A 13,462-nucleotide genomic window follows, 5' to 3' on the forward strand; every position below is an offset into this window, starting at 1 on the left:
CGCACGACGGCGGAGCTCAAGCGGGTAACGGGAAGGTCGTGCCATGACTCGATCCTTTCATGAAATCGAGTCTCCATTCGAACCGGGGCGGTTCATCATGCCCTTCTTGCCTGCCAGGTAGGCGGAGAACTGCTCGGCCTTGGGTTCCTCGCCGTGCTCGGTCTGGTACCCGGTCCAGGCCAGGAAGTAGCGGTCGACGGTGGTGAGCACGGCGGGCTCCCCGCTCGCGGCCTCGCCCTGCGGGTCGTCGACGGGGGCGCTCACCCGGGGACCGCGCGACTCCTTGGCGGGGTGCGCTCCCGCGCCGGCCGGTGTCTCCTCAAGCTCGTCAGCCTCGTTCGGGAAGGCACCCAGGGTGGGCGCCTGTGCGGCGGGCTCGGGGGCTTCCTCGTCGGCGGGCAGCTCCGTCTCGTCGAACTCGCGCTGCCCGAAGGCGGCGACGAAGTCCTCCAGGTCCTCGCCCGTAATGGGCTGGCCGTTGCCGCCGGTGATCTGGTCCCGTTCATAGACGTACATGGCGAGGGCGGCCGCATCGGGGTAGGCCCCGTGCTCCTGCGCGTAGGCGAGCCAGGCGTTGTAGAAGTAGTCACCCCACCCGTCGTCCGCGTCGTGCGGGGCTTGGGGTCCGGTCCCGTTCTGCGCTGAGGGCGAGTGACGCTGCCTGAAAAGTCGCAGCAGGGGTTCGAGTTGCTCGTCGGACAGGGGCCTGCCGGCCGCGGTGGCGATGCCGTACCGGTCTTGGAGCCACATGGCGAACTGCGCCCTCGCGGGCTCGAATCCGAAGGCGGCCACCCAGTCCTGGTAAGCGTTGGAGAGGTGTTGGGCGTTCCCGTCGTCCGCAAGGCCGTGCGGCTGCTCAGGGTACGCGGTACGCGGCTGCTCCACCGGCTTCGACCGCGCGCCACGCACCTGCGCCAGCTCCTTCTCCTGCTCGACGGCAGCCCCGAGTCCGGGACTCTGCCACCGGGCCGGAACCGGAGTCCCAGCGACGGTGAACGGGATCGGTGTCTCGTCGATGCCCGCGGCAGCCAGCCCGGCCGGAGCCGTCTCGGCGAGAGAAACGCCGTAGCGGGCCAGGCGAAGCGGCATCAGCGACTCGACCGGGGCCTTGCGACGCCAGGCACGGCCGAAACGCGAGCGGAGGCCGGCCTGGTAGACGAGACGTTCCTGTTCGAGCTTGATGACCTGCTCGTAGGAGCGGAGCTCCCACAACTTCATGCGGCGCCACAGGAGGAACGTGGGGACCGGCGACAGGAGCCAGCGGGTAAGGCGGACTCCTTCCATATGCTTGTCGGCCGTGATGTCCGCGATCCGGCCGATCGCATGGCGAGCAGCCTCCACCGCGACGACGAACAGGACCGGGATCACCGCATGCATGCCCACACCCAGCGGGTCCGGCCAGGCCGCCGCCCCGTTGAAGGCGATCGTGGCCGCCGTCAGCAGCCACGCCGTCTGCCGGAGCAGCGGGAACGGAATGCGGATCCAGGTCAGCAGGAGGTCCAGGGCCAACAGGACGCAGATGCCGGCGTCGATGCCGATCGGGAAGACGTAGGCGAAGGTGCCGAAGCCCTTCTGGAGGGCCAGTTCACGCACCGCCGCGTACGAACCGGCGAAACCGATCCCGGCGATAACCACAGCACCTGCCACGACCACACCGACAAGGACCCGATGCACCCGGGTCAGCTGGGGCATCACACCCTCCCCGCAGCCACGACCCACTCCCCCATACCGCCTCACGACCGAACAGCCCCCACACTCCCACGACAGGCCGCGCGTTGCAGCCCTTCGCCATTGGCTCGGGGCGGATCGTCTGCGAAAAGTGATCCGTGACGACCATGTTGCGTGGTGTGTAGTTGGCGCTCTTGGGCCGGTTCCGTAGTGCCGAGGGCACCAGTTGCCCTGTCTCTGCCGAGGTTGATCAACTACTCGAGTTTCCTCGACCTCTTGGACGCCGCGACTACTGAACCGAAGCTGCGGCACTCTTCCCATTCGCCAGTGGGTCCTCTGTTCCAGCTCCGATCTGGACGAGCCGTCTCTGGAAGTGGCACCTGCCGTCGTGGCTCAACGTGGTGGACGATTCCAGGTCAAGGCTGACCGGTGGGGCGACATCATCGGCGAGACGGACCCCGTTGGCGAGGCCATTGTCCTTGTGGTGGCTCGCACCCGAAGCACTTCGCCCTGCCGAAATCGGGACGGCCGCTGAGTAGGCACCTCACGGCCATTGCAAAGTCGGTGATGGGCGATGTTCGTGCTGGTCACGCGGGGACTCCGAGGAGGTCCAGTGGGGCGGTGAAGGCGTCGTATGACATTTCGCGGCGTGCGGCGGCGATGCTGTCGTGTCCGACGTCGCGGAGGCGGCCGTGGGCGAGGTTGCGCAGGGTGGCCATGTTCTCTGGCCCGTGCCCGGTCCAGATCTTGCTGGCGTCCTCGCCGAAGGTGACGTCGCGGACGTGGTGCAGGGCTTCGATGCCCCAGTGGCCGCGCACGATCAGCGCCAGCCGCTGCGGTGATCCTTGCGCCGAGGAGAGGCTGGGATTTTGCCTACCGATCGTCCAAGGTCGAGACTGGCAGCGGACGATGCTGTCTAACGAGGGGGCTGATGATGGCCGATTCGGTGGCGATTGTCGGGGCGGGCGCGGTGGGCACGATGCTGGGCGGCTATCTCGCCGAGGCCGGTCATCCGGTCACGATCTGCGGGCGGACGCGGCTGGACTCGGTCAGCATCACCGATGACCAGGGCGCCCGCAGCTACCCGGTCAACTGGGCGGAGGCCCCGGCCGATCTCCCACCGTTCCGGTGGCTCGTGCTGGCCACCAAGCTGCAGCACACCGCGGCCACGGCCCACTGGCTGAACGCCCTCGCTGAGCCGGGCAGCGTTCTGCTCGCAGCGCAGAACGGCGTGGACCATCGAGACCGGCTCGGCCCGCTGACCGAGGCCGAGGTAGTGCCGACGCTGGTGTACCTGAACGTGGAACGCATCGGCCCCGGCCGGGTGCATGCCCGGGCCACTGGCCGTGGGCTGGTCATGCCCGCCGACGGGGTCGGGCAGGCGGCGGCGGCCCTGTTCACGGGCGCCTCCGTGCCGGTGGAGAACCAGTCGGACTTCGTCACGGTGGCGTGGGCCAAACTGCTGATCAATGTCACCGCCAATCCATTGACGGCGCTGACCGGACGGCGCGTGGAGGTACTGCACGAGCCCGGCATCGCCGACCTCGCCCGGGAGATGCTCCGGGAGACCGTGGCCGTGGCCCGTGCCGAAGGGGCGGCCCTCACCGAGGAAGACGCCGATGCCACGCTTGACTGGCTGCGATCGCTTCCGCCGACCGCACCGACCTCGATGCTCCAGGACCGGCAGGCAGGCCGCACCCTGGAACACGACGGTCTGATCGGCCCGGTGGTGCGGCTCGGCGCCCGCCACGGCATTCCCACACCCACCGGCCGCACCCTGCTCGCTCTGCTCGACGCTCTCCCACCGAAATGATCAACGGCATCGGCGAGGCCACCGCTACACCCAGGTAGCCTCTCGCCTTACTGAGATAGGACGTCCTGTGTGAGATGCGGTCCATGTACGCGGCGGCGGCCTCGATCATGCTGGCCCACCGCTGGTGCCCGAGGACGACGAAACTGTCCGGGTAAGGGCCGTCGTCGTTCGGAGCTGCGATGCCGGTGACGTAGAGGCCGTGGTGGACGACGAACCCGTTGTCGGCTGCGTCCTCGCCCGGCGTCCAGATGCCTTCAGCGGGGACAGTCGTGCCGTCGTCGGCTTCGCTGGTCTCGATCTCCTACAGGCCCGTGCTCACCATGGGGCGCTCACGTCCTCGAGGAGGGCCGCCAGGAGCTCGCAGGCGTCTGCCTCGTGCGGTTCGTTATAGGAGGCGTGGTCGCTGACGTGGAACAGCGTGTCCTGCGCGGTGACCGTGTACCGGGGCATGACGGTGGCCGCCTTGCCCTCCAGCAGGGTGTTCAGGCGGTCCGCGTCACGGGAGGCGAGCCAGGTCTGGGTGTACGGGCCCATGCGGAGCAGGATGCGGCCGGAGTTGTCCTTCCGGCGGGCTTCGACGTGGACGGCGTAGTGCGCCAGGCCCATGCCGACGTCGTCGGGGAAGTCCAGGCCCGCCGCGGCGTGGGTGAGCGGTGTGAGGGCCGGGTTCCACACTCCGAGGATCTCGTCTGTCTCGCAGCGCAGCCAGCCCTTGCCGGTGTAGCCGAGTTGGTGGCCGTGGAGGTAGGCCGCGGCGTGCGGGGTGTCGGGGTGGACCAGGGAGACGGCGATCAGGTCGGGACCGTGGTCGTCGCCCGGGCGGGGGTGGGCCCTTTCCACGAACGGTCCGACGCGTACGGCGATGTCCCGGTAGATGCCGGGCGTCCAGGGCTCCATGTCGCGCAGTGCGGCGAGCAGCGCGCGGAACTGGTCGACGGCGGCCTGATCCTCGGGGCTGACGACGCCGGGCGCATGGCCGCAGCGGCGGAAGAGACGCTTCATCGGGTGGCCCTACCTTCCTGCTTGGGCTGAGCGAGCCATTCGTAGGGTTGGCTCACCCGGGAGTGCTGGGTATGGCTGATCGGGTGGTGCCCTCGATGGCTCTGGAGGCTTGGCCGCCCGGCACTCCGCGACGACTCGGCTGCTGATTGGGATGCGCGATTCGATCGCTGTGTAGGGCCACGCCAGCGAGGTCGTCTGCGGGACATGTTCATCTGAGAACCGGAGACACAATGGGCCGCATCTGGGCCGGTACGGACATCGGCAAAGGGCATCACCACTGCGTGGTGATCGACGAGGAGGGCCGGCGGCTGCTGTCCCGGCGCGTCGCCAACGACGAGAGTGAGCTGCTCGCCCTGCTCGGCGATGTCCTGGACCTGGGCGACGAGGTCACCTGGGCGATGGACTTGGTCGACGGCGGGGCGTCCCTGCTGCTGACGCTCCTGCTCAACCACGGCCAAACGGTGCCCTACCTGTCGGGCCGCGCGGTGAACCGGGCCTCCAGCGGCTACCGGGCCGAGGGCAAGACCGACGCCCGGGACGCAGCGATCATCGCGGACCAAGCCCGCATGCGCCGTGATCTGCACCCGGTCCGCCCGGGCGACGAGATCACCACCGAGCTCAAGACCCTCACCGCCCGCCGGGCCGACCTGGTGGCCGACCGCACCCGCGCCGTCAACCGGCTCCGCGAACAGCTGCTGGGCATCTTCCCTGCGCTGGAACGGGCCTTCGACTACGTCAACCACAAGGGCGCCCTGGTCCTGCTGACCGGATACCAGACCCCGGCCGCCCTGCGCCGCATCGGCGTCAAGCGCCTGGAGCGGTGGCTGGTCAACCGCAAGGTCCGCGGAGCCGACACCGTAGCCCGCCTCGCTGTCGAGGCCGCCGCAGCCCAGCACACGGCCCTGCCCGGGGAGAAGCTCACCGCGCAGATGGTCCACACCCTGGCGAAGGAGGTGACCGCCCTCAACGAGAAGGTCGCCGAGGTGGACAAGCTCATCGAGGGCCGGTTTCGCCAGCACCCGAGCGCCGAAATAGTCGCAAGCCTGCCCGGTATCGGCCCCCTGCTGGGAGCCGAGTTCCTCGCCGTGACCGGCGGTGACATGGACTACTTCGGCACCCCGGACCGCCTGGCCGGCATGGCCGGACTCGCTCCGGCCCCCAGAGACTCCGGCCGCATCAGCGGCAACCTGCACCGGCCGAAGCGCTACCACCGCAAGCTCCAACGCGTCTTCTTCTACTCGGCGTTGAACAGCATCCGCTGGTGCGAGGAGTCCAGTCGCTCCTACCAGCGCAAGCGCGCCGAGGGGAAACGACACACCCAGGCCGTGCTCGCTCTCGCCCGTCGTCGCGTCAACGTCCTGTGGGCCATGCTCCGTGACCAACGGTGCTACCAACCCACACCGCCGGTCACGGCTGCGGCTTGACAACATCATTGGGAAGCCTCCTGCGTGGAGCTGGGGTGGGCGGTGTCGTTGGCGGGTCTTGAGCACGCGCGGCAAGTGGACGTGGAGGTGCTCGAACCCGCACGTCATGGTCACCAAAGGAACAAAGGCAGGGCGGAGCCCGGCCTCAACTGCCTATCTCTCCCACGTCCTTGACGACTGCGGCTTTCCACCCCGCATGATCCGCAGCACCCGACTTGTCGACCTCGTGAACACCATGGACCCCAAGCTCGTCGCCGCGGCCTTCGGCGTGGACTCGCAAGCCACCCTGATCTATCTCGCCGACCATGTCGACCCCGGGCGCCTACCAGATCGATGAGCGTCGGCAGCGTCAGAGAATCCGCTGTTCAGCAGCCTGACCATCCCTCAGACTCGGATGTGCGCGAGGAGCCCTCGGTGATCAGTGCAGGGAACCCGTGACCGAAGGAGGAGAACGACGATGGCCCACCTGCGACTCACCTGGGTCCTGTCCGGACGTGGTTGGGCCGAATGCATTGTCAGCGACCACCAGGCGGTAGCCAAAGTCACGGCCTCCTATATCACCACTGCCCCGAAGATCTCTTGACGGCAGTAACCCGGCTGACCGTCGGCGAGACCGAATGCCGGGCACAGTTCGAGGCCGAGCCCACCGCCTTCCGATGGATCTTCTACCGTGAAGGCACCAACGTGTGGATCCGCCTACTGGAGCTGACCCACGGCAGTGACCACGACAACACTGGGACCGAGATCTGGTCCACCCAGCAGAACATCGACGTCGTTGCCCGAGCAGTGATCCGATGCTTCGACGAGGTCGTGAGGGAGTACAGCGAGAGCGCATACCGCGGCAAGTGGGGTGAGCACTTCCCCCGCGCCGAGCTCGAAGCCCTCAGGACCGCGTGGCGCGAACATCGAGGCGACTGGGAAGCCGCCTCGACACCATCGAACCCGTGAAGTTTCCGGCAGCGCCTGGCACAGGTTCGCCGGAACATGTGCGCTTTGCTGAAGGTCTTGTTCGGCGTCAGGATGATCGAGCCCTTCTCGTAACGCTTGGAGATCACCTGGAAGACCAGGTTCGCCTCGGCCCGTTCCAGTGGCTGATAGCCGACTTCGTCGACCACGAGAACGCTGGGCCGCAGGTAGGTGCCGAGTTTCCTGGCAAGCCGTCCGGTCTCCTCTCTCCTCGGCGGCTTTGAGGTTGCGGACCATGTCGTCGAGGCTGGTGAAGTAGATCGAGTAGCCGGCCCGGCAGGCCGCGACCGCGAGAGCAACGGCGATATGCGTCTTGCCGACCCCGGGCGGCCCGAGCAGGGCCGCGTTCGCCTTGCCCTCGACGAAGGACAAGGTGGCCAGATCCTTGACCTTGCGCGGGTCGAGGTCGGGCTGGAAGGAGAAGTCGTACTCGTCGAGCGTCTTGTGATGCGGTAGCCGGGACAGCCGCAGGCCCTGGCGGAAGCGTCGGTCGTCACGGACGGCGAGTTCCTAGGAGAGGACCAGGTCGAGGAAGTCGAGGTAGCCCATCTTCGCCTCGTCGGCCCGCCGGGTGTACTCGTTGATGGTCTCCGCAAGGTGAGGCAGGCCGAGCTTGCCGGCCGTGGTGCGGATGCGGTTGCCGGTCAGCTCGCTCAAGAGGATTCCTTCGTCGCTCGGCTGGTGGTGAAGGGCCGGGTCCCGGTCAGCTCGTCATAGACCGACAGCGGTCGGCGGCCGACCTCGATCTGGGTGGCCGCGGCCGGGTTCAGCAGGGCCTGCAGCGGCCCGGCCGCCTCGCCCGGGGGCGGTTGGTGCCGGGGCCGGGGCGGGACGTCACCTGTGGTGGTCCGGCGGCCCTTGCCGGTGGGCAGGCCGTCCCAGTGGCTGTCTTCGACGACACGCGTCCCGCGGCCGACCGCCCGCGGGTGCATCGCCAGCTGCGTTTGGCCGCTGCCGTCAGGAGCGGTCGAGTGGAGCATGACCTGCGACTTCGTGGCCCGGATCTCGACCAGCTGGCGGGGGCGAACCCGGCGGGCGGGCACCGAGTAGAGGTTGCCGCCGAAGGCGACCAGACAGTCCTTGCCGACCGGCCGCAGGTGCCGCTCGGCCACCAGATACGGCGTCGGCGGCAGTGGTTTGAGGGCTGCGTGGTCACGGGCCGCCCGCTCGCCGATGACCTCCCGGTGCGTCTTGTGGATCTGAGCTCGCCGCTGCGGCACCCAGGACAGGAAGGCGGCGTCCATCTCCTCGATGGAAGAGAAGGCCCGTCCGGACAGGACATGGTCGCGGACGATCAGCACCTGCCGTTCAACACGGCCCTTGCCGGTGGCCGGTAGGCGGCCAGCACATCGATATCGAAGTCGTAGTGGCCGGCGAAGCCGACCGCCTCCGGATGCAGCGGGATGGCCTCACCAGGGGCGACGTGCTGGCGGACCACGGTCTTGGTGCGGTCGTAGACGATCGTCATCGGCACCCCGCCGAAGTGGGCGAACGCCCGGCGGTGGCAGTCGAAGAAGGTCGCCAGGTCCTGACTGGTGGTGAAGCAGCAGAACGGGTCGCGCAAGTACGACAGCGTCATGTGGAACGAGTTGACCTTCGCGATGCCCACGTGGGCGAGGATCTTGCCCTCGTCGCCCCAGTCCACCTGGGCCTGAGCCCCGGGGATCACCTCGAACCGGCGGTGCATGCCCGCCAGCTCCTTTGGTGTGATGCCGAGTTCTTCGGCGATCCGCGGTCGGGCTTGTTGAACGTAGAGCTTGGTCCGCTGGTAGTTGCCGGTGAACCCGTACTCCGTGGCCAGCCGCTCGTGGATGACGGCGGCCTTCATCAGGATCTCCGCCCGCAGCATCGAGTCGATCAGCGGCGCGAACTCGTCGATCACCCTCGCCCGGGACCGCCCGCTCGATGACCGGCGTGGAGGTGACACGGGCCCGTCGGCGGACAAGTACTTGCTGACCGTCCGCCAGTTGAGTCCGGTCTCTTTGGCGACCTCCGACAGGCTCATGGCACCGGACTCGACCAGCCCGCGAAAACGCCGCAATTCCAGCCAGCGTTGCGGATCCAGGACCACGGACCACCCCTCTCAGCAACCTCAGCAACAGGCAGCAGAGTGCCGAGCATCGTCCCTCAACACATCAAGAACACTGCACGTTCATCCGTACGCGGCTGTGCACGTTCACGGCTCTGGCAAGATTTCCGTGAAGCTGGGGTGTGCCGCTATGCGCCGGTGACGCTCCGTCACGGGTAGTGGCGTCGGAGGAGGGCCAGGAGAATGACGCGGTGGCGGAGCAATGGCACCCCTGCTCGTCCGGCCATAATCCGTTTCTGAAGTTTCAGGTCGGTGATGCGGCCTTCGTTGACGCCGGAGTTGAACGGGGTGGTAATGCCCTGGACAACTGCGGGCTGGTCCTCGCGGATGGCTTTGGCCAGGCCAGCCAAGGCCGGGAGGCGGGCGGTCGTGAGTTGCTCGAGCCAGTCCGGCAGCGGGGCGGCGTCACGGGCGTCGAGCATGGCGGCGAATTGGCGCACCAGATCGTGGGTGCGGTCCAGTTCCGGGCAGTGCTCGAGCAGCCGCCTGAGTCCTTCGGCGGCGTGCAGACCGCGCCGGGATGGCCCAGTGGTGATCCAGCGGGCGACTTCCCGGGGCGAGGGTGGCCGCTCGGTCGGCGTGTTGATTGGCAGGCCGCGACGCAGCGGCGCGACGGCTATCTTGACCCGCTGGTAGTGGCCGCGGTAGCCCTTAGCAACGATCTCCTGGTGCAGCACCGTTGCGGTGTGCTCACCTTCCTCCCAGCGTTGCCGCAGGTACTCCAGGTACGGGTCGAGACTGGTGGGCCGACGGGGCCGTGTGGTTCGTACACATTCCTGCCAGGTGGCTGCTCGGGCGTATTTGCGCACGGTGCGCCGGTTCAAGCCCAGCTCGCGGGCTGCGGCGTTGAGCGAGCGACCGGTGTCGGTCACGGCGTGCACCGCCTCGAAGAGCTGCTTCGCGTGGCGGCGGGCGGGAGTGTCGGCCTGGTCGGACAGTCCCGCAGGGTTCGTTGGTGGCGGTGCCGTTTCAGGCTCGGGAACTGCGGTAGGCAGGCAGCCGCGATGGGTGGCGGCGATATCCACGACCCGCTTCGACAGCCCCTGCCCCAGGTGGAATCGGTCGCTGACCTGCACCGCGTCCGGTGCGCCGTCGGTGATGGCTTGGCGGTAGACCAGCGAGCCGTCCCGGCAGACCACCTCAACACCCGGGTGCATCCGCAGCCAGGCGGCCTGCTGCTCGGCGTCGCGCCCGGCCCACAGCTCGATCGGCAACCGGGTGTCGGCATCCACCAGCAGGGTTCCGTAGACGTCCGCATACAGTGCGAAGTCGTCCACTCCCAGCACCCGCGGGGTCGCTGCTGGCGGAAGCGGCAAGCGCATCAAGTGGAACAGCACGCTGGTCCGCGACAGCGGCACCTTCAGGATCTGCAGGAGCCGGGCGCCGCCCCGGCCGGCGAGCAGCACCCCGGCCGTCTCCACCAGGTGCTGCAGCAGCGGGCTGCGGCGCTGGTAGCGCACCGTTAGCCCCTCGACCTGTTCGGCAAACGTCCGCCGACCACAGCTCGGACTGTCACAGAACAACCGCCGCACCGACAGCTCGATCAGCACGGGACGCCCACCGACAGCGAAATCGGCCAGCGTGCGGCCATAGCGACTGTGCACCCGCGCAGAACCGCGACCACAGTCCGGACACGCCACCGTCAACTCGCGGGTGCAGGCCGCGATGCGGACCACGCCGCCCGCCACCCACACCCGTTCCACCCGCACCGCATCGAGGTGCGGAGACATGATCCGTACGAGGTCATCACACTCGCTGACAGTGCCATTACCCGTGACGGAGCGTCACCGGCGCATAGCGGCACACCCCAGCTTCACGGAAATCTTGCCAGAGCCACGTTCACGTGTACGCCGACATCTGCCTGCAATCCCTCGTCGCCACCTTCGCCGCCGGCAAGTCCCTCGTCGACGAGAAAGCCGCCCAGTCCGCCGTCACCGAAGTCCTCGACTGACATTCCACACCCTCGAAACTCGATGTCGGTGGCGCCGGATACCTTGCATCACACGATGCACACCACTGGAGGGGACATGCCGTCTCAAGGAACAGTTCTCGCCGCACTCACGGTGGTAATGCCGCCACATGACGGGGCCGATGAGCAGGTGGACTGGGATGCGATCCGGCGGGCTTGGGGAGTCGGCTTCCCCTCCGACTACATCGCCTTCATGAGCACGTACGGAGCCGGCGGCATCGACGGCGCGCTGAGCGTCGTGACCCCCGAAGCGAGCACGCAGCCGGCCGACAGCCCTGACCTCGGGGGCATGGCGGCCGAGACAGCCAACATGCGGCACATGTGGGAGTCCGAAGGAGGACCGGACGAGGTCGATGGCGGACCTGATTCTGTCGTCGCTTGGGGCGTCAGCTGCGGAGCCGACATCCTCGGCTGGCTCACCGTTGACCACGACCCCAACAAGTGGCCCGTTGTCGTGTGGGAACGGCACGGCTGGCCCCACTGGAAAATCTACGACTGCGGAATGGCGGAGTTCCTTCGGCGCCTGTTCACCAAGGGCTTCGACGAGTGCCCACTCAGCGACCTCTCCCTCTGGGGAGAGCCCTCTCCGCACTTCGTCCACTGGCGCGAGGAACGACGACGGTGGGAGTCCGGCGTCGACCCCTACACAGGTGAACCCGACCCATACTTCGGCATGAAGTTCGACTGATTGAGCCTCGGCACCTTGCCGACGACCGCGACACCTCGCCGACAATCGCCCCACTGGGACCACCCCAGTGGGGCGATCTTGTTCTCGGTGATCGGCACCTTCAGTGCCGGACCCGTCGGCATTTTCAGCGTCGGCCAACACCGTGATGGCGTTGGGCACTCACGTCGCATCTCCCTCGGTGGCAGGGGCACCGCCTTGTCGGCGGTGTCGTAACAGCTGGTCGTAGGGGGCCACCGAGGGCAGCGGCCGAGTGTCGGCCGGCAGATGCGCCATCCGCCAGTCGGACAGGAAGGTGGCCGTCGCCCGCTGCCGCCCAGGCGGCTCCGGCAAAGCAACATGGGCGGGAGCGGAGGCCGCCAGTTCGTCGGCTTCAGCAGCCTTGCGGGCCTCCAGGGCGACCGCGTCCGCGGTCAACGCGCCCGCCCGCAGAGCCGTCGCCAGCCCGGCGACGATGTGTTCGTGGCTCATGTGCCGGCCCAGCAGCAAGACCTCGATCAGGGCCCTGGTGCCGTCCTTGTCGCCGTGGGACCCGGGCGGCCGCCCACCAGTCGTCATGGACCGGCGTGAACCTGCCCGCGGACTTGGCCTGTTCGAGAGCGGTGGCGCCGGGGAAGGCGCCGGGCTTGCGGACAAGCGCCTCCAGATAGTGGTCCAGTTCCAGGCGCGAGCCAGCCTTGGTGCTCAGCCGCTCGTGGCGGGCGACTTCCTGGCCCGGTCGTAGACGATGAGGTGATTGGCATGCAGCATCACCCGCATCGTCCTGCCTATCAGCCGGACCGGAACCGAGTAGCGGTTGGTCTGGACGGCGATCTGGCTGTAGCGGTCCACCCGCGGCGTGAAGAGCCGGCCCGTCTCGAACAGCTCGGTCGGCAACGGCTTGAGTAGCGGCGCCTCGACGGCAAAGTACTCGCCCACGGTCCTCGCCCGCGAGCGGATCCTGCGGCCTTCGCCCTGAAGATCCCACCGGTCGACCATCTCGTTCAGCTCGGCCAGCGAGGCGACCTCGGGAACGGGGACGAAGTGGTTGCGCCGGAAGTACCCGATCTGCCCCTCGACACCGCCCTTCTCATGGGCGCCTTCGAGTCCTGGCCTGCAGTAGAAACTCTCGATGCCCCAGTGCGTGCGAAACGCGGTCCACCGCTCGCTCTCCTGGCGGCGCCGGGCAAACCCGAGCACCTGGGCGACCGCGGCCTTCAGGTTGTCGTAACGAACCTTGCCGCGAGGGGCACCGCCCAGCACGGACAGCGCGTGAACGTGGCCCTCGAAGAACGCTTCCTGGCCGCAGGACGCGAACACCCGGTGGACCGCCTTGCCCGAATACGACAGCCGGAAGGAGAACAGATAGCAGCGGGTCACCACGCCGGCGAGCACGATGTGCACATCCCCGAAGTCCACCTCCGCCTCGGTGCCCGGCAAATGGGTCTGCGGCACGAACACCTCCGACGGCCCCCGACCCGCCTCCTGACGGATCTCCCCACGACGCGTGGCGATGTAGCCGCGGACCATCTGATACGAGATCCCATCGCGGCGTACTCGTCCAGCAGCCGGTCGAAGACCCGCTTGGCGGTGTGCCGCTGCTTCGAAGGCGCGTCCAGATCCCTGCGCAGCATCTCGTCGATCAGCGGCTTGTAGGGATCCAGCCTGGTCGGACGTGGGGGCAGCTTCTTGCGCGGCTCAGGCCAGACCAGGTCCAGTGCCTTGCGGACCGTCTGCCAGGTAACCCCGTATTTGCGCTGCAGAGCGCGCATTGAACCGCCCCGGTTCGAATGGAGACTCGATTTCATGAAAGGATCGAGTCATGGCACGACCTTCCCGTTACCCGCTTGAGCTCCGCCGTCGTGCG

10 protein-coding genes and 3 pseudogenes are annotated in these 13,462 nt (G+C 67.9%); 6 read left to right on the forward strand and 7 right to left on the reverse strand.

Going from position 1 to position 13,462, the window contains the following annotated elements:
• Window positions 1–57 precede the first annotated feature (57 nt).
• Window positions 58–1,692, reverse strand: a complete 1,635-nt coding sequence (locus ACFYO2_RS48575; protein ID WP_388363688.1) for a DUF2637 domain-containing protein — start codon at window positions 1,690–1,692, stop codon at window positions 58–60.
• A 295-nt stretch (window positions 1,693–1,987) separates the two neighbouring features.
• Here ACFYO2_RS48575 and ACFYO2_RS48580 point away from each other — a divergent pair, with 295 nt between their 5' ends.
• Window positions 1,988–2,203: a DUF6193 family natural product biosynthesis protein gene (locus ACFYO2_RS48580; protein WP_388363706.1), complete on the forward strand. Its 216-nt coding sequence runs from the start codon at window positions 1,988–1,990 to the stop codon at window positions 2,201–2,203.
• Between the two features lie 52 nt (window positions 2,204–2,255).
• Here ACFYO2_RS48580 and ACFYO2_RS48585 read toward each other — a convergent pair whose 3' ends face one another.
• The gene (locus ACFYO2_RS48585) at window positions 2,256–2,486 is read right to left on the reverse strand and encodes a hypothetical protein (protein WP_388363691.1); all 231 of its coding nucleotides are present in this window, start codon (window positions 2,484–2,486) and stop codon (window positions 2,256–2,258) included.
• A gap of 113 nt (window positions 2,487–2,599) precedes the next feature.
• Between ACFYO2_RS48585 and ACFYO2_RS48590 the strand changes: the two genes are divergently transcribed.
• Window positions 2,600–3,481, forward strand: a complete 882-nt coding sequence (locus ACFYO2_RS48590; protein WP_388363693.1) for a 2-dehydropantoate 2-reductase — start codon at window positions 2,600–2,602, stop codon at window positions 3,479–3,481.
• Between the two features lie 315 nt (window positions 3,482–3,796).
• Here the strand turns inward: ACFYO2_RS48590 and ACFYO2_RS48595 are convergent, their stop codons facing one another.
• The gene (locus tag ACFYO2_RS48595; RefSeq protein WP_388363696.1) at window positions 3,797–4,483 is read right to left on the reverse strand and encodes a hypothetical protein; all 687 of its coding nucleotides are present in this window, start codon (window positions 4,481–4,483) and stop codon (window positions 3,797–3,799) included.
• A 230-nt stretch (window positions 4,484–4,713) separates the two neighbouring features.
• Here ACFYO2_RS48595 and ACFYO2_RS48600 point away from each other — a divergent pair, with 230 nt between their 5' ends.
• The 3 genes from ACFYO2_RS48600 to ACFYO2_RS48610 all read left to right on the forward strand — a co-directional run bounded on the left by ACFYO2_RS48600 (window position 4,714) and on the right by ACFYO2_RS48610 (window position 6,855).
• The gene (locus tag ACFYO2_RS48600; protein ID WP_388363699.1) at window positions 4,714–5,907 is read left to right on the forward strand and encodes an IS110 family transposase; all 1,194 of its coding nucleotides are present in this window, start codon (window positions 4,714–4,716) and stop codon (window positions 5,905–5,907) included.
• 196 nt (window positions 5,908–6,103) lie between these two features.
• A complete protein-coding gene (locus ACFYO2_RS48605) occupies window positions 6,104–6,244 on the forward strand; it encodes a hypothetical protein (protein ID WP_388363702.1) in 141 nt (46 codons plus the stop codon).
• Window positions 6,245–6,486: 242 nt separating this feature from the next.
• Entirely contained in the window at window positions 6,487–6,855 is a 369-nt protein-coding gene (locus ACFYO2_RS48610; RefSeq protein WP_388363711.1) for a hypothetical protein, read from the forward strand.
• 44 nt (window positions 6,856–6,899) lie between these two features.
• Here ACFYO2_RS48610 and istB read toward each other — a convergent pair.
• The 3 genes and pseudogenes from istB to ACFYO2_RS48625 form a co-directional block, all read right to left on the reverse strand.
• A pseudogene (gene istB, locus ACFYO2_RS48615) lies at window positions 6,900–7,530 on the reverse strand (IS21-like element helper ATPase IstB); the annotation flags it as partial.
• Window positions 7,527–8,944: pseudogene (gene istA, locus ACFYO2_RS48620) on the reverse strand (IS21 family transposase). The pseudogenes istB and istA (ACFYO2_RS48620), both read right to left, overlap by 4 nt.
• A 167-nt stretch (window positions 8,945–9,111) precedes the next feature.
• Complete coding sequence (locus tag ACFYO2_RS48625) at window positions 9,112–10,692, reverse strand: ISL3 family transposase (protein ID WP_388363704.1); 1,581 nt, start codon at window positions 10,690–10,692, stop codon at window positions 9,112–9,114.
• Window positions 10,693–11,031: 339 nt separating this feature from the next.
• Between ACFYO2_RS48625 and ACFYO2_RS48630 the strand changes: the two genes are divergently transcribed.
• Window positions 11,032–11,619, forward strand: coding sequence for an SMI1/KNR4 family protein (locus ACFYO2_RS48630; protein ID WP_388363709.1), 588 nt, complete (start codon window positions 11,032–11,034; stop codon window positions 11,617–11,619).
• A gap of 159 nt (window positions 11,620–11,778) precedes the next feature.
• On the opposite strand, the pseudogene istA (ACFYO2_RS48635) reads toward ACFYO2_RS48630, so the two are convergent.
• Window positions 11,779–13,403 (reverse strand): annotated as a pseudogene (gene istA, locus ACFYO2_RS48635) (IS21 family transposase).
• Window positions 13,404–13,462: the final 59 nt, after the last annotated feature.

It is taken from the genome of Streptomyces sp. NPDC006602 (genome assembly GCF_042870385.1).
Taxonomy (GTDB): Bacteria; Actinomycetota; Actinomycetes; order Streptomycetales; family Streptomycetaceae; genus Streptomyces.

Coding starts and splice junctions, on each gene's coding strand:
- ACFYO2_RS48575 (WP_388363688.1), bottom strand. CDS start 1,692: ATGCCCCAGCTGACCCGGGTGCATCGGGTCCTTGTCGGTGTGGTCGTG.
- ACFYO2_RS48590 (WP_388363693.1), top strand. CDS start 2,600: ATGATGGCCGATTCGGTGGCGATTGTCGGGGCGGGCGCGGTGGGCACG.
- ACFYO2_RS48595 (WP_388363696.1), bottom strand. CDS start 4,483: ATGAAGCGTCTCTTCCGCCGCTGCGGCCATGCGCCCGGCGTCGTCAGC.
- ACFYO2_RS48600 (WP_388363699.1), top strand. CDS start 4,714: ATGGGCCGCATCTGGGCCGGTACGGACATCGGCAAAGGGCATCACCAC.
- ACFYO2_RS48605 (WP_388363702.1), top strand. CDS start 6,104: ATGATCCGCAGCACCCGACTTGTCGACCTCGTGAACACCATGGACCCC.
- ACFYO2_RS48625 (WP_388363704.1), bottom strand. CDS start 10,692: ATGTCTCCGCACCTCGATGCGGTGCGGGTGGAACGGGTGTGGGTGGCG.
- ACFYO2_RS48630 (WP_388363709.1), top strand. CDS start 11,032: ATGCCGCCACATGACGGGGCCGATGAGCAGGTGGACTGGGATGCGATC.